This window comes from Xanthomonas translucens pv. cerealis (assembly GCF_006838285.1).
Classification (GTDB): domain Bacteria; phylum Pseudomonadota; class Gammaproteobacteria; order Xanthomonadales; family Xanthomonadaceae; genus Xanthomonas_A; species Xanthomonas_A cerealis.
On record NZ_CP038228.1, the window covers coordinates 2608161 to 2631042 of the forward strand.

19 protein-coding genes are annotated in these 22882 nt (G+C 66.8%); 7 read left to right on the plus strand and 12 right to left on the minus strand.

Features of this window, described 5'->3' with window-relative positions:
* Nucleotides 1-103: 103 nt before the first annotated feature.
* The 8 genes from era to rpoE form a co-directional block, all read right to left on the minus strand.
* Nucleotides 104-1006, minus strand: coding sequence for a GTPase Era (era, locus tag E4A48_RS11390; protein ID WP_039007080.1), 903 nt, complete (start codon nucleotides 1004-1006; stop codon nucleotides 104-106).
* On the minus strand, nucleotides 1003-1683 hold the full coding sequence (gene rnc / locus E4A48_RS11395; protein WP_039007081.1) for a ribonuclease III: 681 nt from the start codon (nucleotides 1681-1683) through the stop codon (nucleotides 1003-1005). The genes era and rnc overlap by 4 nt, the downstream gene beginning before the upstream one ends.
* Nucleotides 1673-2050: a DUF4845 domain-containing protein gene (locus E4A48_RS11400; protein ID WP_039007082.1), complete on the minus strand. Its 378-nt coding sequence runs from the start codon at nucleotides 2048-2050 to the stop codon at nucleotides 1673-1675. Before E4A48_RS11400 ends, rnc begins: the two co-directional genes overlap by 11 nt.
* Before the next feature lie 23 nt (nucleotides 2051-2073).
* A complete protein-coding gene (gene lepB, locus E4A48_RS11405) occupies nucleotides 2074-2874 on the minus strand; it encodes a signal peptidase I (RefSeq protein ID WP_039007083.1) in 801 nt (266 codons plus the stop codon).
* A 94-nt stretch (nucleotides 2875-2968) separates the two neighbouring features.
* On the minus strand, nucleotides 2969-4759 hold the full coding sequence (gene lepA / locus E4A48_RS11410; RefSeq protein WP_039007085.1) for a translation elongation factor 4: 1791 nt from the start codon (nucleotides 4757-4759) through the stop codon (nucleotides 2969-2971).
* Nucleotides 4760-4973: 214 nt separating this feature from the next.
* Nucleotides 4974-6536, minus strand: a complete 1563-nt coding sequence (locus E4A48_RS11415) for a DegQ family serine endoprotease (RefSeq protein ID WP_039007087.1) — start codon at nucleotides 6534-6536, stop codon at nucleotides 4974-4976.
* Between the two features lie 100 nt (nucleotides 6537-6636).
* Nucleotides 6637-7593 carry a sigma-E factor negative regulatory protein gene (locus tag E4A48_RS11420; RefSeq protein ID WP_142742431.1) on the minus strand — a complete coding sequence of 319 codons (957 nt, stop codon included), beginning with the start codon at nucleotides 7591-7593 and terminating at the stop codon, nucleotides 6637-6639.
* Nucleotides 7590-8210, minus strand: a complete 621-nt coding sequence (rpoE, locus tag E4A48_RS11425; RefSeq protein WP_003470887.1) for an RNA polymerase sigma factor RpoE — start codon at nucleotides 8208-8210, stop codon at nucleotides 7590-7592. Before rpoE ends, E4A48_RS11420 begins: the two co-directional genes overlap by 4 nt.
* A gap of 238 nt (nucleotides 8211-8448) precedes the next feature.
* Here rpoE and E4A48_RS11430 point away from each other — a divergent pair, with 238 nt between their 5' ends.
* A complete protein-coding gene (locus E4A48_RS11430; RefSeq protein WP_142742432.1) occupies nucleotides 8449-10530 on the plus strand; it encodes a 3-hydroxyacyl-CoA dehydrogenase NAD-binding domain-containing protein in 2082 nt (693 codons plus the stop codon).
* Nucleotides 10531-11080: 550 nt separating this feature from the next.
* Nucleotides 11081-12667 (plus strand): choice-of-anchor Q domain-containing protein, encoded by a 1587-nt coding sequence (locus tag E4A48_RS11435; RefSeq protein WP_142743158.1) that lies wholly within the window; start codon nucleotides 11081-11083, stop codon nucleotides 12665-12667.
* A gap of 215 nt (nucleotides 12668-12882) precedes the next feature.
* Here the strand turns inward: E4A48_RS11435 and E4A48_RS11440 are convergent, their stop codons facing one another.
* Both E4A48_RS11440 and E4A48_RS11445 read right to left on the minus strand, forming a co-directional pair.
* Nucleotides 12883-13887 carry a cation diffusion facilitator family transporter gene (locus tag E4A48_RS11440; protein WP_039007096.1) on the minus strand — a complete coding sequence of 335 codons (1005 nt, stop codon included), beginning with the start codon at nucleotides 13885-13887 and terminating at the stop codon, nucleotides 12883-12885.
* 299 nt (nucleotides 13888-14186) lie between these two features.
* Nucleotides 14187-15194, minus strand: coding sequence for a YeiH family protein (locus E4A48_RS11445; protein ID WP_039007098.1), 1008 nt, complete (start codon nucleotides 15192-15194; stop codon nucleotides 14187-14189).
* A 102-nt stretch (nucleotides 15195-15296) separates the two neighbouring features.
* Here E4A48_RS11445 and E4A48_RS11450 point away from each other — a divergent pair, with 102 nt between their 5' ends.
* Nucleotides 15297-16193: a LysR family transcriptional regulator gene (locus E4A48_RS11450; RefSeq protein WP_142742433.1), complete on the plus strand. Its 897-nt coding sequence runs from the start codon at nucleotides 15297-15299 to the stop codon at nucleotides 16191-16193.
* A 249-nt stretch (nucleotides 16194-16442) separates the two neighbouring features.
* Here the strand turns inward: E4A48_RS11450 and E4A48_RS11455 are convergent, their stop codons facing one another.
* Nucleotides 16443-18371, minus strand: a complete 1929-nt coding sequence (locus tag E4A48_RS11455) for an alpha-L-fucosidase (protein ID WP_142743159.1) — start codon at nucleotides 18369-18371, stop codon at nucleotides 16443-16445.
* A gap of 506 nt (nucleotides 18372-18877) precedes the next feature.
* Between E4A48_RS11455 and E4A48_RS11460 the strand changes: the two genes are divergently transcribed.
* Together E4A48_RS11460 and E4A48_RS11465 are read left to right on the plus strand one after the other, a co-directional pair.
* Nucleotides 18878-19177 (plus strand): hypothetical protein, encoded by a 300-nt coding sequence (locus tag E4A48_RS11460; protein ID WP_142742434.1) that lies wholly within the window; start codon nucleotides 18878-18880, stop codon nucleotides 19175-19177.
* A 353-nt stretch (nucleotides 19178-19530) separates the two neighbouring features.
* On the plus strand, nucleotides 19531-19905 hold the full coding sequence (locus tag E4A48_RS11465; RefSeq protein ID WP_142742435.1) for a hypothetical protein: 375 nt from the start codon (nucleotides 19531-19533) through the stop codon (nucleotides 19903-19905).
* Between the two features lie 52 nt (nucleotides 19906-19957).
* Here E4A48_RS11465 and E4A48_RS11470 read toward each other — a convergent pair whose 3' ends face one another.
* Complete coding sequence (locus tag E4A48_RS11470; protein WP_142742436.1) at nucleotides 19958-21568, minus strand: MobA/MobL family protein; 1611 nt, start codon at nucleotides 21566-21568, stop codon at nucleotides 19958-19960.
* A gap of 266 nt (nucleotides 21569-21834) precedes the next feature.
* On the opposite strand from E4A48_RS11470, the gene traD reads away from it, so the two are divergent.
* Nucleotides 21835-22161, plus strand: a complete 327-nt coding sequence (gene traD, locus E4A48_RS11475) for a conjugal transfer protein TraD (RefSeq protein ID WP_142742437.1) — start codon at nucleotides 21835-21837, stop codon at nucleotides 22159-22161.
* Nucleotides 22162-22338: 177 nt separating this feature from the next.
* A complete protein-coding gene (locus E4A48_RS11480; protein WP_142742438.1) occupies nucleotides 22339-22689 on the plus strand; it encodes an HNH endonuclease in 351 nt (116 codons plus the stop codon).
* Nucleotides 22690-22882 lie beyond the last annotated feature (193 nt).

Consider the following 22882-nt stretch of genomic DNA (forward strand, 5'->3'; position numbering starts at 1 on the left):
GCTGGTAGAGAGTTCGATCATCAAAACATGCCCCGCATCGCCGTCCCTCACACCGCCGCGTCGCTTTTCCCGGGCCCCCGGTCCCCGGTCCCTGGTCCCGGCTTCATTCCCCGTACCCGAACGCCTTCAGCGCCGCCTCGTCGTCCGACCAGCCCTCGCGCACGCGCACCCAAGTCTCCAGGAACACCTTGGCGCCGAACAGGCGCTCCATCTGCTGCCGGGCCTTGGCGCCGATGTCCTTCAGGCGGGTGCCGCCCTTGCCGATCACGATCGCCTTCTGGCCCTCGCGCTCGACCCAGATCACCGCGCCGATGCGCAGCAAGGCGCCGTCCTCGGCGAAGCGCTCGATCTCAACCGTGGTCGCGTACGGCAGCTCTTCACCGAGCTGGCGCATCAGTTGCTCGCGCACCAGTTCGCCGGCCAGGAAGCGCTGGCTGCGGTCGGTGATCTCGTCCTCGCCGAACATCGCCGGCGCTTCCGGCACCAGCGCCAGCAGGTCGCGCACCAGCGCTTCCAGGCCCTTGCGCTTGAGCGCGGAGATCGGGTGCACCGCAGCGAAGCTGCGGCCGTCGCTGACCTGCTGCAGGAACGGCAGCAGCGCGGTCTTGTCCTTGAGCCGGTCGACCTTGTTCACCACCAGCACCACCGGAATGCCGGAATCGCTGAGCACCTTGAACGCCAGCGTGTCCTCGTCGTCCCAGCGCCCGGCCTCGATCACCAGCAGGCCGGCGTCCACACCTTCCAGCGAGCCGCGCGCGGCGCGGTTCATGACCCGGTTCATCGCGCGCTTCTGCTCGCGGTGCAGGCCGGGGGTGTCGACCAGCACCAACTGCCCTTCCGGGAAGCTGGCGATGCCCAGCAAGCGGTGCCGGGTGGTCTGCGGGCGGTTGGAGACGATGCTGACCTTGGCGCCCACCAGGGCGTTGGTCAGGGTGGACTTGCCCACGTTGGGGCGGCCGATCACGGCCACGCTGCCGCTGCGGTAGGGAGACGCTTGCTCGTTCACTTGCTCGAATCCAGTTGCTCGATGGCGGCGGCGGCGGCCTGTTGTTCGGCCAGCCGTCGCGAGGTGCCCTCGCCCTCGGTGACGAGGGCAGGCTCGGCGAGTACGCAGCGTACCCGGAATAGCTTGGCGTGTTCGTCGCCGGTTTCGCTGGTCAGTTCGTACGCCGGCAGCGCCCGCTGCCGGGCCTGTAGCCATTCCTGCAGGCGGGTCTTGGCGTCCTTCTCCGGCTTGCCTACCGGCAGTGCGGCCAGCGCCGTCTCGAACCAGGGCAGGATGACCGCACGGCAGGCCTCGAATCCGGCATCCAGATAGATCGCCGCGACCACCGCCTCGACCGCGTCGGCCAGGATCGAATCGCGGCGATGCCCGCCGGACTTCATCTCGCCCGGCCCCAGGGTCAGCCGCTCGCCCAGTTCCAGCTGGCGGCCGATGGTGGCCAGCGAGGCCTCGCGCACCAGTTCTGCGCGGGCGCGGGTCAGCGCGCCTTCGTCGGCCTTGGGCCAGCGCCGGTACAGCGCCTCGGCGATCAGCTGGTTGACGATGCTGTCGCCGAGGAATTCCAGCCGCTCGTTGTGCGGTGCACCGGCGCTGCGATGGGTCAGCGCCTGCGCCAGCAGCTGCGGGTCGGCGAAGCGGTGACCGATGCGGTCGCCGCGCAGGATCGTTTTACTCGCCACCGCGCGTCGTCAGGTCCTGGGTGATGTCGAACTTGCCGACCACGTCCAGGTTGGCGACCAGCGGCTTGCGCACTTCGTAGGCCACATGCATCTTCCAGCCCGAATCCATGCGCTCGAACTTGACGTCGTCCGGCTTCACGTTGTCCGAGTTGTTGATATCCAGACGGCGGAACAACAGCGTCTTGGCTTGCGCCGGATCCATCTCGGCACTGCCCGGTTCGGCGGCCAGGCCCTTCATCGCCGAGCGCACCGCGTAGTACTCCATGTACATCGGAAACAGCTTCATGCCGATGTAGGCGAAGAAACCGACCACCGCCAGCACGATCACGAACGAGGTCAAGGTCATGCCACTTTGCTGGTGCTTCATCGCGCTTCCCTTTACGCCAGACATCACTGGATACCGGTCCCGATCCGCGAGGGATCGAAACTGCCGCTGCAGAACCAGCCTTCGCAATTGAGCCAGACCAGGAACGCCTTGCCGCGCAGATTCTCCTCGGGCAGGAAGTGGGTCTGGGTCCAGAAGCGGCTGTCCTCGCTATTGTCGCGATTGTCGCCCATCACGAAATACTGGCCTGGCGGCACCACCCAGTCGCCCTGGCCTGCAGGATTGTTGCGGTCAAGCCACTCCAGTTCGGTGTGGGTGCGGCCCGGCAGGTATTCGGTGAGCAGCGTGGAACCGGTCATCTCCGCGCCCTTGCCCTTGCCGACGTACTCGCCGCGGACCTGATACTTCATCGGCGTACCGTTGATGTACAGGGTATCGCCGTGGAAGCCGATGCGGTCGCCGGGCAGGCCGATGACGCGCTTGATCCAGTTCTCGTCGGGCTTGTGCGGCGGCTTGAACACCACCACGTCGCCGCGCTTGGGCTCGCTGGTCGGGATCACCTTCTGATTGGTGATCGGCAGGCGGAAGCCGTAGGCGAACTTGTTGACCAGGATGAAATCGCCGACCAGCAGGTTCGGCATCATCGAGCTGGACGGAATCTTGTACGGCTCGGCGATGAAACTGCGCAGGATCAGCACCACCGCCAGCACCGGGAAGAACGCCCGCGAGTAATCGACGAGCACCGGCTCGGTATCCAGCAGGCCGGCGCGCGCGGCGCGGCGCTTGGCGAACAACAACTTGTCCAGCAACCAGACGATGCCGGTGGCGAAAGTCAGGACCACCAGCGCGATTTCAAACCATTTCATTCTTGTTCCTTCGGAATGGGAATCGGGAATCGGCCATGGGGAATCGGAAAGGCAAGAGCGCCCGCTCTTCCCATTCCCTGTTCGCCATTCCCAGCTACTTATCCATCTGCAGCACGGCCAGGAAGGCTTCCTGCGGGATCTCCACGCGGCCGACCTGCTTCATGCGCTTCTTGCCTTCCTTCTGTTTTTCCAGAAGTTTCTTCTTGCGCGACACGTCGCCACCATAACATTTGGCCAGCACGTTCTTGCGCATCGCCTTGACCGTGCTGCGCGAGATGATCTGCGCGCCCACCGCGGCCTGGATCGCCACGTCGAACATCTGCCGCGGGATCAGGTCCTTCATCTTCTCGCACAGCTCGCGGCCGCGCCGGTCGGCATGACTGCGATGCACGATGATCGACAACGCATCGACCTTGTCGCCGTTGATCAGCGTATCCACGCGCACGAACGGGCCGGCGTCGAAGCGCAGGAAGTGGTAGTCCAGCGAGGCGTAACCGCGCGATACCGATTTGAGCTTGTCGAAGAAATCCAGCACCACTTCGGCCATCGGCAGTTCGTAGCTGATCTGCACCTGGCTACCCAGGTAGTTGATGCCGATCTGGCTGCCGCGCTTTTCCTCGCACAGGGTGATGATATTGCCGACGTAGTCCGGCGGGGTCAGGATGTTGGCGCGGATGATCGGCTCGCGGATCTCTTCCACGTTGTTCAGCGGCGGCAGCTTGGACGGGTTGTCCATCGGAATCACGCTGCCGTCGGTCTTGAGCACCTCGTAGACTACGGTTGGCGCGGTCGAGATCAGGTTGAGGTCGTACTCGCGCTCCAGCCGCTCCTGCACGATCTCCATGTGCAGCATGCCGAGGAAGCCGCAGCGGAAGCCGAAGCCCATCGCCTCGGAGCTTTCCGGCTCGAAGCGCAGCGCCGCGTCGTTGAGGCGCAGCTTGTCCAGCGCCTCGCGCAGGTCCGGGTAGTCCTCGGCATCGACCGGGAACAGGCCGGCGAACACGCGCGGCTGCATTTCCTGGAAACCGGGCAGCGCATGCGGCGCCGGGTCGGCGGCCAGGGTCAGGGTGTCGCCGACCGGCGCGCCGTGCACGTCCTTGATCGAGGCGTTGATCCAGCCGACCTCGCCGGCGCCCAGCGCGGTCAGTTCCTTGCGCTTGGGGGTGAACACGCCGACCTTGTCGACCAGGTGGGTGCGGCCGGTGGACATCACCAGGATCTTGCTGCCCGGCTTGATCTCGCCCTGCATCACCCGCACCAGCGAGACCACGCCCAGATAGTTGTCGAACCACGAGTCGATGATCAGCGCCTGCAGCTTGTCGGTGTCGCGCGGCTTGGGCGGCGGGATGCGGTGCACGATCGCCTCCAGCACCAGGTCCACGTTGAAGCCAGTCTTGGCGCTGACCGCCACCGCGTCCTCGGCGTCGATGCCGATCACCGCCTCGATCTCGGCCTTGGCGCGGGCGATGTCGGCGGTGGGCAGGTCGATCTTGTTGAGCACCGGCACCACTTCCAGGCCCTGCTCCACCGCGGTGTAGCAGTTGGCCACCGACTGCGCTTCCACGCCCTGCGCGGCATCCACCACCAGCAGCGCGCCCTCGCAGGCCGCCAGCGAGCGGCTGACTTCGTAAGAGAAGTCCACGTGGCCGGGGGTGTCGATGAAGTTTAGCTGGTAAACCTGCCCGTCCTTGGCCGTGTACGGCAAGGACACGGACTGGGCCTTGATGGTGATGCCGCGCTCGCGCTCGATCGGGTTGGAGTCGAGCACCTGCGCTTCCATCTCGCGCGCCTGCAGGCCGCCACAGAGCTGGATGATGCGATCGGCCAGGGTCGATTTGCCATGGTCGACGTGGGCGATGATGGAGAAATTGCGGATGTTCCGCATCGAATCAGAGGACATGAGGTGGGCGGCGGCCAGGACCGTCGTCAGGATAACGGTCCATTATCGCATGGCCGGAGGGAGCCAGGCGCCCCGGCTGCGGCACACGGATGGCAACGGCCGCGCGGGCACCGTTTCGGGAAACAAACCCGAATGAAATCAATGGCGCCCAGCGAATCTGGGTTCGCTGGGCGCCATTGGCAGTGCGTCGAGCGAGCGCTCAGTCGACGCTGATCGCGATGAACTGGCTGGCCGGGCTACCCGGCGCGCGCACCAGCAGCATCACCACATCGCCCTTCTTCGCGCCGGCGGTGAGCTTGCGGAACTGCGCCGCGTCGGACACCGGGGTGCGCCCGACCTGCAACACGATCATGCCTGGGCGCAGCTGCGACTTGCTCGCCACCGCGCGGCTCACCTGCGCCACCTGCACGCCCTCGTCGGCGCGCAGGCCGAGCTTCTGCCGTACCGGCGCCGGGATCTCTTCGACGCTGATGCCCAGCGCGCTGCTTTCCGCAGCCTGCGGCGCCGGCGCCGCTCCACCGCGGCCCGGTTGCTGCGGACCCATGGCCAGGCCGTCGTCGCTGAGCGCGCTCAGGGTCACGCTGATGTCGCGCGGCTTGCCGTCGCGAATCACGGTGACCCGCGCCTTGCTGCCCGGCGCCAGCATGCCCACCAGCGGCGGCAGGTCCTCGCGCGTGTTGATCTTCTGCCCGTTGAAGGCAACGATGAAGTCGCCCGGCTCGATCCCGGCCCTGGCCGCGCCGCTGCCCGGCTGCACGCCGTTGACCAGCGCGCCGCGCGTGTCGCTCAGGCCCAGGCCCTTGGCCTCCACATCGCTGATGTTCGGCTGCATGGTCACCCCGAGCATGCCGCGGCTGACCTTGCCGGTCTTCTTGATCTGCTCGACCGCGCTCATCGCCAGGTCGATCGGGATCGCGAAGCTGATACCCATGTAGCCGCCGGACGCGGAAAAGATCTGCGAATTGATGCCGACCACCTCGCCGCGGGTGTTGAGCAGCGGGCCGCCGGAATTGCCCTGGTTGATCGCCACGTCGGTCTGGATGAAGGGCACGTAGCGCTGGTCGGCGTACGGGTTGCTGCGCCCGGTGGCGCTGACGATGCCGGCGGTGACCGAGTGGTCCAGGCCGAACGGCGAACCGATCGCCACCACCCACTGGCCGGGCTTGAGCATGTTGGAATCGCCCACGCGCACCGTCGGCAGGTTCTTGCCGTCGATCTTCAGCAGCGCCACGTCGTACTGCTGGTCGCTGCCGACCACCTTGGCGGTGAACTCGCGGCGGTCGGTCAGCTTGACCTTGACCTCGCTGGCGCCATCGACCACATGGTGGTTGGTCAGCACGTAGCCGTCCGCCGAGATGATGAAGCCAGAGCCCATCGAACGGCCGCCGGGGGGGGCCTCGTCGTCCGGCCCCTGCTGGCCGGGCATGCCCGGCTGGCCCGGCTGACCGGGCATGCCTTCCGGGCCGAAGAAGCGGCGGAAGAATTCGGGGATCTGCGCGTCGTCTGGCATGCCGCCGGCGCCGGCGCGGGTGGCCGCGGCCTTGCGGCTGATGGTGCTCTCGACGTTGACCACGCCGGGCCCGACCTGTTCGACCAGATTGGTGAAATCGGGCAGGCCGGCGACCAGCTGCGGCGCAGGTGCGGCGCGCGCGGCCGGCGGCGGCGCGGCCGGCGCGCCGGCTTCGGGCTGCTGCGCGCAGGCCGCCAGCGGCAAGGTCAGGGCCAACACGCCCAGCAGATGGTTGCGGATACGGTGAGTCATCGGACGCGAGCCTCCGGTTCGGGAAAGGGAATGAAAACAATCGCGATGCGGCGCGCACCGCGTGCCGGAACGAAGCACGCGCTTCGACCGACGCCTGGGTTCAAGGCTGCTGCGGCAACGGCGCGGGCGCCGCGTCGGCCGGCAGCCGCGGCTCGAACGGATAGAACGCCGCCGACGCGCGGTGGCGCGGGAAACTGGCGGTGAACTCGCCACCGGACGCGGCCGGCGCCAGCGCCGAACGCGGCCATGGCCGCGCCTGCAGCCGCGTGGACTGGTGCGCGAACGGATCGGCGGCCGCTTGCTGCGCGAGCGCCGGACTCGCCGCGGTGGCGGTGGCCGGCAGCGCGGCCACAGGCCGCGGCGGAGCCGCGGCGGCGATCGCGCGCGCCGGCTCGGCGGCCCGCGCGGCGCTGCTGCGTGCCGCTTGCTGGGTACGGATCGCGCTGCGCCGGGCAACGGCGTCCTGGCGCCGGTTAGCGGCGATCGCCACAGCCGGCGCCGCAGCGACTGCCGCGCCGAGATCGCCCTGCGGATCGGCCGGCGCCGGCGCCGGAACCTGCGCCACGGCAACCGGGAGCGCAGGCGCGGCGGGGGCCGCCACAGCTGAACTGGCGACGTGCGCCACGGGCGCGGCCGGCGCTGCGTCGGGCAGGCGCTCGTGGGTCATGAACAAGGCGATGGCGGCGACCGATGCCGCCAGCGCCGCGCTACCGCCCCAGCGCCAGGAACGGCGGCTGCCAGCGGCGTCGCTGGCGCGCGCGGCGTCGGCGCGCTGCGCCTCGGCCGCCACCGCCTGGCGCACGCGCTCGCCGAAATCGGCCGGCGCCGGCATGCACACGCGACCGCGCAGGATGTCGCCGCACAGCTGCCAGCGTTCGTGGCAACCGGACAGTTCCTCGTCGTGCTGCAACCGGCGCAGCACGAAGCGCGCTTCGTCGGCTGGCAGTTCGCCGTCGATCAACGCGGACAGCTGCTGCCGGTAATGCAGTTCGAACTTGTCCGGGACGGAGCCGCCCGGGGTCGGTGCAGGCTGGGGAATGGAGGTGCTATCGGTCATACGCGGTGTCGCTCACGAGTGGCGCTGTCGGTATCCAGCAGGGGACGGAGTTCGGCGTCGATGGCGTCCCGCGCGCGGAAGATGCGCGAGCGCACCGTGCCGATCGGGCAACCCATCTTCTGCGCGATGTCCTCGTAGCTCATCCCGTCCACCTCGCGCAGGGTGATGGCGGTACGCAATTCTTCCGGCAACGCATTCACCGCCTTCATCACCGTCTGTTCCAGCTCCTGGCGCATCAGTTCGCGCTCGGGCGTGTCGGTGTCGCGCAAGCGCGTGCCGCTGTCGAACTGCTCGGCGTCGAGCACGTCGACGTCGTCGGTGGGCGGCCTGCGGTTGTGCGCAACCAGGTGGTTCTTGGCGGTGTTCACGGCGATACGGTGCAACCATGTGGAGAACTGGGCGTCGCCGCGGAAGTTCCCTATCGCGCGGTAGGCGCGGATGAAGGTGTCCTGGGCCACGTCCTGACATTCGCTCCAGTCGGCGATGTAGCGCCCGATCAGGCCGACGATCCGGTGTTGGTACTTGCGCACCAGCACATCGAACGCCGCGCTCTCGCCGCGCTGCACACGCCGGACCAGTTCCAGGTCCAGCTCCTGAGGTGTTTCGACATCGGCCATAACGGGCCGCACTCCTGTCAGCCCAACCTACGTCGGACCATCTGACCGCCAATTCGGAAAAAAGTTCAGCGGCCCTGCGGACCGCCGCCCCACGACGTTAACCCGCATTCCGTTAGGCTGGCGGCATGCCAGCGGTCGCGGGACCCGCGTCACTCCCCTGTGGATTGGGATTTGACGCAACGGAAACAACCTCTGGATGATAACGATCTTCTCCATACATAAGCGGATGGTCCTCCCCATGCTCTCAGGCTTCGACGGGCTCCGATTCAGTCACTGGCAGGCGGATATCCGCAACGACGGCGTCGTCGTGCTCAGCCTCGACCGCCAGGACGCGCCCGTCAATGCGCTGTCGCAGGACGTGCTGCTGGAGCTGGGCGATCTGCTTGAACGCATCGCCATCGACCCGCCCAAGGGCGTGGTGATCCGCTCGGCCAAGGCCAACGGCTTCATCGCCGGCGCGGATCTGAAGGAATTCCAGGAATTCGACCGCCGCGGCACCGTCAACGACGCGATCCGCCGCGGCCAGGCTACCTTCCAGAAACTCGCCGAACTGCCCTGCCCGACCGTGGCCGCGATCCACGGCTTCTGCATGGGCGGCGGCACCGAGATCGCGCTGGCGTGCCGCTACCGGGTCGCCTCCAGCGACGCCTCCACCCGCATCGGCCTGCCCGAGACCAAGCTCGGCATCTTTCCCGGCTGGGGCGGCAGCGCACGCCTGCCGCGGCTGATCGGCGCGCCGGCGGCGATGGATCTGATGCTGACCGGGCGCAGCGTGTCGGCGTCGGCGGCCCGTGCGATGGGCCTGGTCGACAAGGTCGCCGCGCCGGCGGTGCTGCTCGATGCCGCAGTGGCGCTGGCCTTGACCGGCAGCGTGCGCCCGTTCAAGCAGCGCGCCAGCGTCTGGGCCACCAACACCTGGCCGGCACGCAAACTGCTGGCGCCGCAGATGCGCAAGCAGGTCGCGCGCAAGGCGCGCAAGGAACACTACCCCGCGCCGTACGCGCTGATCGGCGTGTGGGAGCGCAGCGGCGGCGGCGGCATCCAGGCACGGCTGGACGCCGAGCGCAAGGCGGTGGTCAAGCTGGCGAGCACGCCGACCGCACGCAACCTGATCCGCATCTTCTTCCTCACCGAGCGGCTCAAGGCGCTGGGCGGCAAGGATGGCGGCGGCATGCCGCCGCCGGGCATCCGCCATGTGCACGTGGTCGGCGCCGGGGTGATGGGCGGCGACATCGCCGCGTGGTCGGCCTACAAGGGCTTCGAAGTGACGCTGCAGGATCGCGAGCAGCGCTTCATCGATGGCGCACTGACCCGCGCCGGCGAATTGTTCGCAAAGCGGGTCAAGGACGACAGCAAGCGCCCGGCGGTGGCGGCGCGACTGAAGGGCGACCTGAGCGGCGACGGCGTGCCGCTGGCCGACCTGGTGATCGAGGCGATCGTCGAGAATCCGCAGGCCAAGCGCGAGCTATACCAGGCGCTGGAGCCGCGGATGCAACCCGCTGCGCTGCTCAGCACCAATACCTCCTCGATTCCACTGACCGAACTGCGCGAACACATCCAGCGTCCGGCGCAATTCGCCGGCCTGCACTACTTCAACCCGGTGGCGCAGATGCCGTTGGTGGAGATCGTCTGCCACGACGGCCTGGCCGCCGACAACCAGAAGCGGCTGGCGGCGTTCTGCAAGGCGATCGACAAGCTGCCGGTGCCGGTGGCCGGCACGCCCGGCTTCCTGGTCAACCGGGTGCTGTTCCCATACCTGCTGGAAGCGGCGACCGCCTACGCCGAAGGTATCCCCGGCCCGGCGCTCGACAAGGCGGCGGTGAGGTTCGGCATGCCGATGGGGCCGATCGAACTGATCGACACCGTGGGCCTGGACGTGGCTGCCGGGGTCGGCGCGGAACTGGCGCCGTTCCTGGGCCTGCCGATTCCGGCCGCGCTGCAGACGGTGGAACCGGGCAAGCGCGGCAAGAAGGACGGCCAGGGCTTGTACGCCTGGGAGAACGGGCGTGCGAACAAGCCCGACGTGGATAAGGACTACCAGGCGCCCGCCGATCTGGAAGACCGCCTGATCCTGCCGCTGCTCAACGAGGCGGTGGCCTGCCTGCACGACGGCGTGGTTGCCGATGCGGACCTGCTCGACGCCGGGGTGATCTTTGGCACCGGCTTCGCCCCGTTCCGCGGCGGCCCGATCCAGCATATCCGTGCCGCCGGCGCCGATGTGCTGCTGGAACGGCTGCGCGCATTGCAGGCGCGCTACGGCGAGCGCTTCGCGCCGCGCCCGGGCTGGGATGCGCCGGCGCTGCGAGAGCCTGTGGCCTAAGGTCGGTTCGACGGACAGTCCCCCTGCAGCTGCAGGCAACTGGATCATTGCGGGAACGACATCCGTCGCGACGGGGCGTTATCGGGAATGCCCGTCGCGCCTGGGTGGTACCGCCAAAAACCTCGATGTCTAAAAATTGCACGCTCGGTGACGTGCCGGCAGTGCAGTTGCAGGCGTTGCGCGCGCGTAGCACCCGCACTTGCGGACGCTTTAGCGCATGCATGCCCGCTGCCGCGAAGTGCGTCGGCCATCGTCAGGCGGCGCCGTTGCGCGGGGTGCAGTTGCACAGGATGTGCCATCCGCCGCGTCGAAACCGTGTTGCGCACGGCACATCCGCATGCTGCAGCACGACTTGCGCGCAGGATCGTGCGATCTGGTAACGGCGTCCGAATCGAACGGCGCCTGCCGGGGCAGGCTATGCCCCGCCAGCACGCAGAGGCCGCCAGCCGTACTCAAGGTGTCATTGACGTCCATGACAATGGGATTGCTGCTGCGGGTCTCGTTGCCTCCCCCACTCCCCCACTCCCCCACTCCCCCATCGAGTATGACCATGATCACCACTCCCTCCCTCAACGCCCAGGCGAACGCCGTGGGTCTGCTGGCGGTCATGACCGCCAGCATGGCGATCGCCGCCGCCCCGTCGGCGCCGCAATGCGCGGTACCGCCGTCATGGGGGCGCCCGGCCGTGGCGACGGTCGTCGGCAATGGCACACCTGCCAGTTGCAGCGCCAGCGCGCTCTCCACTGCCGCGGCGCAGGGCGGCTACATCACCTTCAATTGCGGTGCGAAGCAGACCAGCATTTCCATCGACCGTTCGATCACGATCGGTTCGAGCAATCCGACGGTGATCGACGGCCAGGGACGCATCACCCTGGATGGCCGCCAGTCCGCCAGAATCTTCCTGGTGAACGCCGGCAGCGCGCTGTCTGTGCGTAACCTGACCGTGCAGAACGGCAGTTCCGTGCAGCCGGCGTCGAACCACGCCTACGACCCGGGCACCTGGGGCGGCGGCGCCATCAAGGTCGGCTACCAGGGCAAACTGGAAGTCCTCAACAGCAAGTTCCTGTCCAACCGCAGCAGTATCGGCGGTGGCGCCATCTTCGCCGGCAGCGATGCGCAGGTGACCATCGTCAATAGTTCCTTCCAACGCAATTCGTCGTGGCTGGGCGGCGCGCTCTACACCCAGCTCAGCAGCCTGAACATCGTCGGCTCGGAGTTCGTCGGCAATCAAGCGATCAACGCGCCGCAGGGCTTCCCCGACGCGGGCAACTTCGGCGGCGGCGGCGCCATCGATACGGATGGCGCTTCCTTTGCCGGCTACATCAAGGGCGGCAAGGGGAGCGGCGGCACCCTGGCGCTGTGCGGAACGGTGGTCAAGAACAACGTCGCCGCCAACGGCTCCGGTGGTGCCACGCTCTGGGCCTATGCGCCGGATACCATCGACGTGAAGTACTCAACGTTCGCGAACAACGTCGCCACCAGCGGCCCTGGCGGCGGCGCCCGCATCAGCATCGGCTTTACCGACGCCTCGCATTCCGGAACGGCCATCCTCACCCCGGGGACCATCAACGTCTCCGCAACCAGCTTCCTTTCCAACAAGGCCCAGCAGGGCAATGCCGGTGCGTTGTACATGGACTGCTATGGCGCGTGCGACGTCAGCAACAGCACGTTCTACGGCAACTACGCCAAAGGCGTAGGAGCGGCCATCCAGCATGTCGGCTGGCGGCCGGCGAACGGCGACCAGGGCAGTACCACCGTCCGCTTCAACAACGTCACCTTCGCGGAAAACACACCGGGGGCCACCTTGTTCGGCGACAGGTTCGACATCCGCAATAGCATTCTGTTCTCGAAGACCGAAAGCGTGTTCTGCAGCAACCAGACCAGTAGCGGCGGCAACCTCATCGAGTATTCGGCCAAAGCGGCGGTGTGGCCGACCCATTGCCTGACCTCCGGCAACGTGAAGGCGGCCGATCCACTGCTGTCCGCGCCCGCCAGCAATGGCGGGCCGACGCTCACCCTGCTGCCTGCCGCCAACAGCCCCGCGCGCGATGCTGGCAGCAACTGCCGCAGCATCGATCAGCGCGGACTTGCCCGCAATGCCGCCGTGTGCGATCTAGGCGCGGTGGAGATCAAGTAACACCGCTTGCAGCCGCCGTTGTGCACGCGAACGGCATGCGCGGTCGAACCGAGCGGATCGGTTCGACCGCGCGATCGAGCGTGCCGAAGCGGTCGCGTCCTCGCTGCGATCCTCGACACAGCGCCGCGGCCCGGCAAGCAGCTCACCCGGACACTGTATCCAAACGATATTGACCGCCTGCCCGCTTGAGCTTCAGGCGCCTGCAACATCCCGACTCACAAATGCGAATGCCCACGCGCGCCATGCACGTGCCGATGTCCGCGGCCGTCGTGCTTGGCGTGATCGTGACCCGCTTGATCGTCCTGCGTCTCCGATGCCGCGCGCGCCGGGGTACCGCACGGCTGCGCGCCGCAGTGCCCGGCTTCCATCTGCAGGGTGATGTGGTCGATGTCGAAACGCGCATGCAGGCCGTCGCACAAGGTTGCTCGCAGCGCGTCGGCGTCGGCGCCATCGGCGATCACCACGTGCGCGGTCAATGCCGGGGTGCTCGAGGCCAGCGCCCACACGTGCAGGTCGTGCACGTCCTCCACGCCCGCGGCGCCGCGCAGATAGGCGCGCACCGCGGCCATGTCCATGCCCTTGGGTACGCCTTCCAGCAGCACGTTGATGGCCTCGCGCAGCAGCACCCAGGTGCGCGGCAGCACCCACAGGCCGATCAGCACCGCCAGGATCGGGTCGATCACCTTCCAGCCGGTGAGGCGGATCGCCAGCGCGCCGACGATCACAGCCACCGAGCCGAGCATGTCGCTCCACACTTCCAGGTAGGCGCCCTTCATGTTCAGGCTCTCGCCGCTACCGGCCTTGAGCAGGCGCATCGAGATCAGGTTAATCAGCAGGCCGAACGCGGCGATGCCGAGCATGCCGACCGTGGCCACCTCCTGCGGCTGGCGGAAGCGCTGCACCGCCTCCCACAGGATGTAGGCGGCGACCACGAACAGCATGCCGCCATTGAACAGCGCGCCCAGCGCTTCCAGCCGCGCGTAGCCGTAGGTACGCTTGGCATCGGGTGGGCGCCGGCTCAGCCGCACCGCGACCAGCGCGATCATCAGCGCCAGGGTATCGGTGGCCATGTGCGCGGCGTCGGACAACAGCGCCAGACTGTTGGTCAGGAACGCACCGGCGATCTCCACCAGCATGAACGTGGCGGTCAGCCCCAGCGCCCACCACAGCGGTTGCTCGTGGCGGATCTCGGTCGGTGCGTGGCTGTGATCGTGTCCCATGGGCTGGCCTGGTGCTGCGTGCGAAGAAGATGCGCCACCTTAGATCGGCTCCGCTGCGGAGACTATTACACCGCAACTAAATGTGGCCTGCCATTAAGCCACTGCGCGGATGCAACGCTGGAGCCTCTACCGGCGAGGCGACGCAGCGTGGAGTATCGATCCAGCAGCAGCCGCGCCGTTGCCAGGATTCGCTGTGGCACGCCAACGTCGCGGCGCGATGTGTTACGGGGTTCGGCACGCGCCTTCCGGGAGGCCGACAACACGCAGCATGCGTACAGCGACCGCGCCAATTCCGCGCGTCACGGCAGCCACCACACCAGCAGCGCGCTGATGGCGGCCAGCGCCAGCAGCGACAGCGCGCCCGCGGCCAGCACCCTGCCGCCGGACGCGAGCACCGAACGCAGGTTCACAGACAGGCCCAGCGCCGCCATCGCCAGCAGGGTCAGCAGCACCGAAACACGCTGCGCCGCGTCCGCCAGCGCCAACGGCAACAGACCTGAGGAGCGCAGCAGCATCATGCCGACGAAGCCCAGCACGAACCACGGCAATACACGGTGCAGCGGCAGCCGCGCAGCGCCCGGGCGGCCACCGAGCAGCCCGAGCAGCAGCAGCACCGGTCCCAGCGTCAGCACCCGCATCAGTTTGACCAGCGCGCCGACCTGCGCGCTGATGGCGCCCACCGGCAGCGTCGCCGCCAGCACCTGCGGCACCGCATACACGGTCATGCCGGCGAGGATGCCGTAGTGACGCTGATCCAGTCCGAACAGCGGCACTGCCAAGGGCAAGGCCAGCACCACCACGATCCCCAATGCCGCGGTGAACGCGATCGAGGCCGCCACCTCTTCCGAATCGGCGTCGATCACCGGAGCGGCGGCGACGATCGCCGAGTTGCCGCAGATCGCATTGCCGCAGGCCACCAGCGTGGCCAGACGTGCCGGCAACCCGAGCAGGCGGCCGATGCCGTAACCGATACCGATCGCCAGCAACACGGTGGCCGCGATGAGCCACAGCAGCAGGCCGCCAGCTGCGCCGACCGCACTGAAGCTGACCGACGCACCGAGCAGCACGATCGCCACTTCCAACGGCAGCCTGGCGGCGAAGGCGATGCCGGCATCGGCACGCGCCGGCAGAGGCGCCGCGGTACGCAGCAGCGTGCCGAGCGCGATCGCGAACACCAGCGCATCGATCCACGGCCGGCCCAGCCAGCACAGTTGCGCCCACTCCGTGAGCGAGGCCAGCGCGGCGACCGCGATCGCCAGCAGCAGCCCCGGCAGCAGCGCCATGAGGTTACCCGATGTCTTGCACATTGCCGCCACCGTGTCGAAGTGGACGCAGGATACGCCCGCCAACCCTGTCATTCTATCGCACAATGCTGGATAGTTCGTTCTGTCCAATCGAATGATCCTGCCGTGACCCTGGAACAACTCGCCCTGTTCGTGGCCGTCGCCGAACGCCAGCACCTGACCCTGGGTGCGCAGGCCGCGCATCGCACGCCGTCGGCGACCAGCGCAGCGATCAAGGCACTGGAAACCCGGTACGGCGTGCCGCTGTTCGACCGGGTGGGGCGCGGCATCGTGCTGACCGCCGCCGGCGCGGCGTTCCTCGAGGAGGCCAAGGCGATCCTGGCGCGTACCCGCGCCGCGCAGTTGGCCTTGAGCGAATGGCGCGGCGTGCGGCGTGGCACCCTCGACCTGCACGCCAGTCAGACCGTTGCCAGCTACTGGCTGCCGATGCGGCTGATGGCGTTCCACGCGCGCTTCCCGCAGATCGAGATCCGCCTGAGCGTCGGCAACACCGAAAGTGTGGCGCGCGCGGTCGCCGCAGGACGTGCGGAACTGGGTTTCGTCGAGGGCGGCGTGCACGAACCGCTGCTGCAGTTATCCGTGCTCGGCCACGACCGCCTGCTGGTGGTCGCCGCGCCGACGCACCCGCTGGCCGGACGCCTGCGCCTGGGCCTGCCGCGACTGGCCGAGGCCAGCACCTGGATCATGCGCGAACCCGGCTCGGGCACCCGTTCGGAATTCGAGACGGTGCTGCGCGCGGCCGGGGTCGCGCCGGAACGCCTGCGCGTGGCACTGACCCTGCCCTCGAACGAAGCGGTGCTGTCGGCGGTGCGCGCCGGCCACAGCCTGGCGGCGATCTCGCAACTGGCCGCGGCGCCCTGGCTGGAGAGCGGCCGCCTGCAGCGCGTCGGCGCGGCGCTGGGCGCGCGTGCGTTCCATGCGCTACGCCATCGCGAACGCAGCCTCGGCGCCGCCGCCGCAGCCCTGCTCGACAGCGGCGGCGAGAGCGCCGCACGCGGCTGACGGCGATCGCGCACCGGCAGCAAATGCTTCATTCGCAATGTCCTCATGGTGATAACCCTGCGACCTTCCAGCGCGGCCCCGCCGATTGCGTGGCGGAACGATGGCGACGCACGCAGAGGGGGAGGCGCTGACGCTTCACCCGAAACCGATCTTCAACGCCTCCGCCGCATCTCCAGCACGCGAAACTGCATCGCACCAGCGATGCATGCCCCCCCCCCACCGCGCATGGCGGTGAGGGATCGCAAGCCGTCAGCGCAAGCGCGAGAATGCACCGATCCCGGCGATCGCCAGCCGCTCGGCGGGCAGCGCGGTTTCGGCGAACGATAGCCGCAGGTAGCGGACCTGGCGGACCTCGGGGAAATTCAGCCGCTGGGTCGAGAGCGCATAGGCGATATTGGCCAACTCACCGGCGCCGGCCGACTGCCAGTGCTGGCCATCTTCGCTGCTTTCGGCGCGATAGCCTTTCGGCGGCGCCGCGCCCTTCAACACCGTGCGCGAGGGGGTGAGGCTGAAGCCAGCGACTTGACGCAGCGCGCCGAGGTCGATGGTCACCTGCGCGGGATGGCCAGGCGTGGGCGCGGGCACGCTCCAGACCGTGCTGGCATCATCGTCGAGCAACTTCTCCGCCCCCGGCGCGCTGGCCTCGACGATGCGCCAACCGGAGGTGGAAAGCACGTCCGGCGGGTTCGCCCTCGGCCGCGCGACCGCACCTGGCGCAACGGCGCGGAACAGCGCGAATTCGCTGATCGCCGGGCAGACCGGCGCCTCGAGCACGAGCAGGCGCACGCGGCGCGCGGCGACAGGGCGATCCAGCCGCAGAATCCGCTGCGCACCGATGCATTGCGCTTCGGCCAACCGCCGCCATTGGCCATCGACCTCGGCTTCGATCGCGAAACGGGTGACGCGCACGCCCAGCGGCAGGTATTCGCGCAGCCGGATCAGGTCGAAGCTGCGAACCGCCGACAGTTCCAGCGTCAGCGTTGGCGTGATGACATCGTCCGGCGTGGACCAGTAGCTGTCCGGCTGGCGGTCGAGCACGCGCGCAGGCTCGAACCCGGGACCGCGAGACGCGCTGGCGCTGGCCTTGGCGCCCTTGGCCAGATCGATGGCGAAGCTGGCGCGGATCGCGTCGCCGAAGCTCTGTAGCACCGCCACGTCGTGGTCGGCGATGCGACCGCGCCGGTCCGGCGGAAGATTCAGGTTCATGGTGGTGCCGCGCGCCACGGAGGTGTCGAAATAGCGCAGCAGGTTCTCCGGGCTGCGCACCTTGCCGTCTTCATCGGCATGGTAGAACCAGCCCGGGCGGATCGAGGTGTTGGTTTCCGCCGGCCACCACAGTGCCGCCCCACGCACGCCGGCGTTGCCGTTTTCCTGGGTGTAAGGGGCATCGGGCATGGTCGGCCAACACGGATCGCCGGCGACGCCGTCCTCGTTGCCGACCCAGCGGATATCGGCGCCGAGCGGGTCGAAGGTGCAGGCCATCGGCTGGTGCTGGTGGACCAGCTCGATCATCCGCGGCCAGTTGTAGTACGCGGGCGCATCGATCTTGCGGGTTTCGCGCGCGCCACCGTAGTAGCCGTCGCCGCCATTGGCGCCATCGAACCAGAATTCGAACAAGTCGCCATAGCCCGTGCACAGCTCGACGATCTGCTTGCGGAAATAGTCGAGATATGCGGGACGACCATACTCGGCGTGGTTGCGATCCCAGGGCGACAGGTAGACACCGAAGGCCAGACCGGCGCGTCGGCACGCCGCGGCCATTTCGCCGACGATGTCGCCGTTGCCGTTCTTGTAGGGCGAATTGCGAATGCAATGCTCGGTCAGGCGTGTCGGCCACAGGCAGAACCCGTCGTGGTGCTTGGCGGTAAAGATGATCCCTTTCAGATTGCCGGCCTTGGCAGCGGCGACGATTTGATCGGCAGAGAAATCGCTGGGATCGAACTTGCGCGGATCTTCGTCGCCGTAACCCCATTCCTTATCGGTAAAGGTGTTCATCGCAAAGTGCACGAAGGCGTATTGTTCCCACCGATGCCAGAGCAGCTGTCGCGCGCTGGGCACCGCGCCCCACGGCGCCGGCCCCTTCGGGCGCGGCGCAGCCGCGATCTGGGCGGCGGATGCGCTGAAACCTGCGGCGACGGCCACAACACCCGTGGCAAGAAAGGTACGACGATCGATCATTGGCGACTCCGACTCTACATAAGCTCGGATCTTAGCTTTTCCAAAGGCAGAAGAGCTCTGCCGCGAAGCCACGGACCGTGGCGCTACGCCGGAGCGGCGCCACCCTGTCACTTGTTGGCTGCGCACGTCCATACTTGTCCACAGCCAGCCATCACGAGATCATTTAAGTCATTGAATACGATGCAAAAGCGAGAGAAACCCCAAGCTCCTGCAAGCGCGGCGGAGCACACCCCGCTCATGAAACAGAACGGGTGCAGCGGGATCATATGCACTGGAAGCCTTGTGCAGCAACGATAAAGAATGACGCCTCATCTTGGGAGCTTCACGTCGCAACATTGTCGCAACACGCCGTCAAGGTTTCTGAGGCATCTGATGGTCGCCAACGGTAACAAGCGACCCATCGCTCCCTTCAGGACATAGAGCGCAATTGTGAACATCCATTGAATGGAATATTGGTCGACCTCATGTGCTGGGTGATCCAGTCCGGATCCAAGGAGTTCCCAGCCATGCCTGCACTCAAGCGTTCCGATCTGCGTTACGAATACAGCTGGAAAGTTTCTGAAGGTGACAACCCAAAGCTCATAGAAAAAGACGCTCATCATCTCAGCCGCAATGAGGGATACGAGATGCTGCTTTATCTCAATAAGCTCACAGGAGAGAAGGGAGCCGACTTGCCTGTGAAAACGCGTCTGATCGTGGAGTGGATGCTTAAAGAGCACTTCAAGTCCACAGCCCCGGGACGCGCCACAGTGACAGAATGGGTTGTCGACAACTGGCAGAAGCTGTCGCCCCAATATCCGGGGTAGAAAGACTTTGGCGGAGGATCTCGATCCTCCGCCATTTTGCAAAGCGAAGCCAGCGGACCACAAAGTCGGCAGCCGGCTCGCTAGAGCAAGCTTTGCGTTTGGTGATCGAATAGCCTGAAAACTTTGTGTAACAAGTCAACGAGAGCTACTCAAAATTGGGGCGTCGACTGGACGCATCTCTGAGATTGCCGATCCTTGACCATCGCCTGACCCCTTCTAGGCATCCATGGACATGGGAAAGCCAACTTTGCGGCGCCTATTAATATTTGTGAAATAGCGCAGGAATTTGCGCTTGCAGTATGGCGGCTTGGTGCTTGGATGAAAGCTCCCCCACAGGCTCCAAAGGAGCATCCATGCAATCCGAACTCACGCTTCAAATCGCCAGCCGCCTCGTCAGCGGACTCCTTTGCCAGGAGCGGCACTGCCGCTTGCCAGATCGTGTCGACGACATCCGGCACGCGCTGGAGGTCGCCGCGGAAATGATGCGCCAATACCGCGGAGGCTCCTCTGCGCCTCCGGTGCACGACTACACCCCGCCCAAGCCCGCCCCGACGCTGCCACCACCAGCGTCGCCGCCCCAACCGCAAGCGCCGCGCCAGCAAGAGATCCGAACCCGGGAGGCGATCGTTGTGCGCGACATGCCTTCCGTAGAAGAGTGGCGCAAGAACCGCCGGCGTAAGGAGGCCCCCGATCCGGTGGCGAACAAGAAGAAGCCGACGCTTCACTGATACGCACCAATGCCCCAACAACAAAGTGCCCCGCAAGCGGGGCACCGTTGTTTCAGTGGAGGCGTGGGCGCGGTGGACGGGGGCCGATCGGCGCACGGTCCAGGGCCGGCGGGTCGTAGAGCGCATCCGGTTGGGCGTCCTGGTCGCCAAGGACCAACGGTTGGTCGAGCTCGAGGGGATAGCGCTCAAGCATCTCCTGGCTCCAGGCTTCCAGATGGCGGCCACTCTCTTCGGCCTCCTGATCGCAGAAGGCTTTTTGCTCGGGGGTGACCCGAGCCCGCGCCTCGGCCAGCTCGGCCGTCCGCTTCTCCAATGTGCTCAAGCGCCATGCCCGCCGCTGCTTCCAATCCTGCTCCGACCACGACGTGCCTGGCTGGGGGTGGTTGACGGTGAAGTCCTCCCAGGACCGCTCCGCGAAATGACGGAGCTTAGAGGCGCGTTGCTCGGCCAGCAGGCGGCGTCCGAACCTCGTCAGGCTGGCCTTGAAGCGGCGCAACCGCCGGGACAGCTCCAACACGTCCGTGCGGAAACGGCTGTGCTCGGCGAACGCCGCGGCGCGCTCGGCCGCCCAGGCCAAGAGCTGGCGGGTTGCATGGAGCGCCCGTGCAACGCCCTCGTGGCGCAGCGCTCCCCATTCCTGGGCAAGCTCGGCAACGAGCGCCGGGATGGAAAGCGGCTCTGGGCGTGGCGCCCCAGGAGCGCCCTCCTCCAGCAACCCCAGCCGTTGGGCGATGGCTCCCATGCTGCGAGACATCTCTATGTGCCCTGCCCCGCGACCCAAGGGCAGAGAAAGCACGGCCGGAGGGCGGCGGACCTCCCGTTGGGCCTGTTCGTGGCTGTGGCCTTCGGGCACTTCTGCCGCGCGCCCCTCGTTTTCGAACACGGCGATGAGTTTTTGGAAGGTCTCTTCGTTGGCCTCTTCGACCTGGCGGTTTGACTCCACGCGCTCAGAGGCATGGCCTCGGCGAGCGATGGCCGTTGCGTTTTTGCCCACGTGTTTGGTGGGTTCGCGCGCGAGCACGGCAGCGGCGACCAGGTCGCCGCGCGCCAGGGCCTCGCCGGCCTGAGCCTCAAGGCTGCGGTGGTCCACCTGGATATCCAGGTCGGCCGCCTTGAGGTAGGCATTGATGGTGGTGGCGATCAACTCGCGCACCCACTGCACCTCGGTCCTGCCCGAAGGCCCACCGTCGAGCTCACGCGTTTTGTCTACAAAACCGTCCGGCCCGATGCGCCGCGTCGTGGTCAGAACGTGGACGTGCCAGTTCAGCCCGTCCTTGGAGCCCGGGCTGTGGATGCTGGCCTGGGCAGCAAAGCCATAGCGCCCGACCAAGGCACGGGTGACCTCCATGGCCAGCGCCGATCGCTGCGCCTCATTGAGCTCGTGGGGCAACGCGAATTCGAACTCCCTGGCGACGGTCGCATCTTTGCGACGCTCAGCAGCCTCCACCGCCGGCCAGAGCTGGGCGGGGACAAAAGCCCAGTCGGGCGCGTCCTCGGGGGCGATGCAGCGCGTTTCGACGACGCCGTCTCGGCGGCGGTAGTCGTGGCGCTGCCCGGTCCTCTCGTCCTCGAGAAGCAGGCCAGCGCGATAGGCAGCCGCAGCAATGGACGAATGTCCCTTGGCGCGGCTGAACGTCTTGATGTTGGCGTGGTAGATGGCCATGAGGCGGCGGCTCCGAAGCAGTGAGGTTGCTTGGTTTATGCCTCGGCTTTGGATTTTCGCAAGCGCCGCCGGCGCTTGGGGTTCAAGGGGCGGAGCCCTTTGCGCACGCGTTCCGCAGGAACGCCTAGGTGCGCTCTTGCTTCTTTCTTTTAAGCCTTGTTTTTCAGATCTTTTCGATTCCGAGGGAGTTCAAATTTTCGAGCCGGCATGAACTTGACGCGAGCCGTTTCTTTGGTTGACTCGTAAGGGCACAGAGGAGAAATCAGATGAGCGCGACAAACCACTACCACGACCAAATCCACCGAGCCACCGAAAGACTGGCGCAACTTCAAGCGCGCGAGCTTTTAGCGAGCCAGCGCCAAGCGATAAAGGCGAAGGAAACGCAACGCCGCGAAGAGGCCAAGCGACGCGCGCGGGTCGCAGAGCTTGTGTTCTTGGCCGGTGCCGAAACGCTGGAGGATGCTGAGTTGGTCGGCGCGCTGTTGAGCTATGTAGAAAGCCGCAATGACCATGATGTCCGCAACCAAGCACGCTCGCGCGGGACCTTGCGGCTGACAATGGCAGACGCAGAAGACAGCCAAATCAGGCACTGACCTGACTCTTCATTGTTCGCACTTGCTCGCTGCCTTCGAGTTGCGTTGGTCTTAGAGTTGAGCTAAAACATGTTTACCGGTCGCTGAGCGTCGGTGTTGTGCCCGCATGCCGAACGGCTCCGGGTGCCCGAGGTTCTCCTTAGGAGGCACGGGAATCCTTCGATTCCGGAGCCTCCCATGAGCAACAGACGCCTCAAAACCCTTCGTGCCTACGCCTTCCACGCCCAAGCCGGCCGCTGTTTCTATTGCGGCCTCCCCATGTGGCTCTCCTCGCCTGACGAACTAGGCTTGCGCCCCCGATCGTCCCGCGCCTACCAATGCACGGCCGAGCATCTGCAGGCTCGCCAAGACGGTGGCAAGGACGTGGCCGACAACGTGGTGGCCGCGCATACCCGCTGCAACCAAGGCCGCCACAAGCGACCAGGACCGACCCCATCGCCCGATGCGTTCCGTGCGCTGGTGCAACGACGGATCGAGGGCGGGAAATGGTGGTCTTCACTGCCGCCAGGAATCGCAGCCGATGCGTGAAAGAGAACCCTGAAGGACTGTCTGAGCGCAGTGCCGCGCCGTTGGACATCGATAGGCAAGCGCTGTCTTTCGACACAAAATGCTCAGCTGACTGATTGACCTGCATGGCAGTCAGCGCGGGTCCGATAGCTAGTACAGGCTTCGAACAGACGTGAGGGATACAATCACGGAAGCGGCCCCAAGGTCTCGCTCA

Excerpts from the sequence above, each read along its gene's own strand:
- E4A48_RS11400 (WP_039007082.1), bottom strand. The coding sequence starts at position 2,050 with ATGAAGCACCAGCAAAGTGGCATGACCTTGACCTCGTTCGTGATCGTG.
- lepB (WP_039007083.1), bottom strand. The coding sequence starts at position 2,874 with ATGAAATGGTTTGAAATCGCGCTGGTGGTCCTGACTTTCGCCACCGGC.
- lepA (WP_039007085.1), bottom strand. The coding sequence starts at position 4,759 with ATGCGGAACATCCGCAATTTCTCCATCATCGCCCACGTCGACCATGGC.
- E4A48_RS11415 (WP_039007087.1), bottom strand. The coding sequence starts at position 6,536 with ATGACTCACCGTATCCGCAACCATCTGCTGGGCGTGTTGGCCCTGACC.
- E4A48_RS11420 (WP_142742431.1), bottom strand. The coding sequence starts at position 7,593 with ATGACCGATAGCACCTCCATTCCCCAGCCTGCACCGACCCCGGGCGGC.
- rpoE (WP_003470887.1), bottom strand. The coding sequence starts at position 8,210 with ATGGCCGATGTCGAAACACCTCAGGAGCTGGACCTGGAACTGGTCCGG.
- E4A48_RS11430 (WP_142742432.1), top strand. The coding sequence starts at position 8,449 with ATGCTCTCAGGCTTCGACGGGCTCCGATTCAGTCACTGGCAGGCGGAT.
- E4A48_RS11435 (WP_142743158.1), top strand. The coding sequence starts at position 11,081 with ATGATCACCACTCCCTCCCTCAACGCCCAGGCGAACGCCGTGGGTCTG.
- E4A48_RS11440 (WP_039007096.1), bottom strand. The coding sequence starts at position 13,887 with ATGGGACACGATCACAGCCACGCACCGACCGAGATCCGCCACGAGCAA.
- E4A48_RS11445 (WP_039007098.1), bottom strand. The coding sequence starts at position 15,194 with ATGTGCAAGACATCGGGTAACCTCATGGCGCTGCTGCCGGGGCTGCTG.
- E4A48_RS11455 (WP_142743159.1), bottom strand. The coding sequence starts at position 18,371 with ATGATCGATCGTCGTACCTTTCTTGCCACGGGTGTTGTGGCCGTCGCC.
- E4A48_RS11460 (WP_142742434.1), top strand. The coding sequence starts at position 18,878 with ATGCCTGCACTCAAGCGTTCCGATCTGCGTTACGAATACAGCTGGAAA.
- E4A48_RS11465 (WP_142742435.1), top strand. The coding sequence starts at position 19,531 with ATGCAATCCGAACTCACGCTTCAAATCGCCAGCCGCCTCGTCAGCGGA.
- E4A48_RS11470 (WP_142742436.1), bottom strand. The coding sequence starts at position 21,568 with ATGGCCATCTACCACGCCAACATCAAGACGTTCAGCCGCGCCAAGGGA.
- traD (WP_142742437.1), top strand. The coding sequence starts at position 21,835 with ATGAGCGCGACAAACCACTACCACGACCAAATCCACCGAGCCACCGAA.
- E4A48_RS11480 (WP_142742438.1), top strand. The coding sequence starts at position 22,339 with ATGAGCAACAGACGCCTCAAAACCCTTCGTGCCTACGCCTTCCACGCC.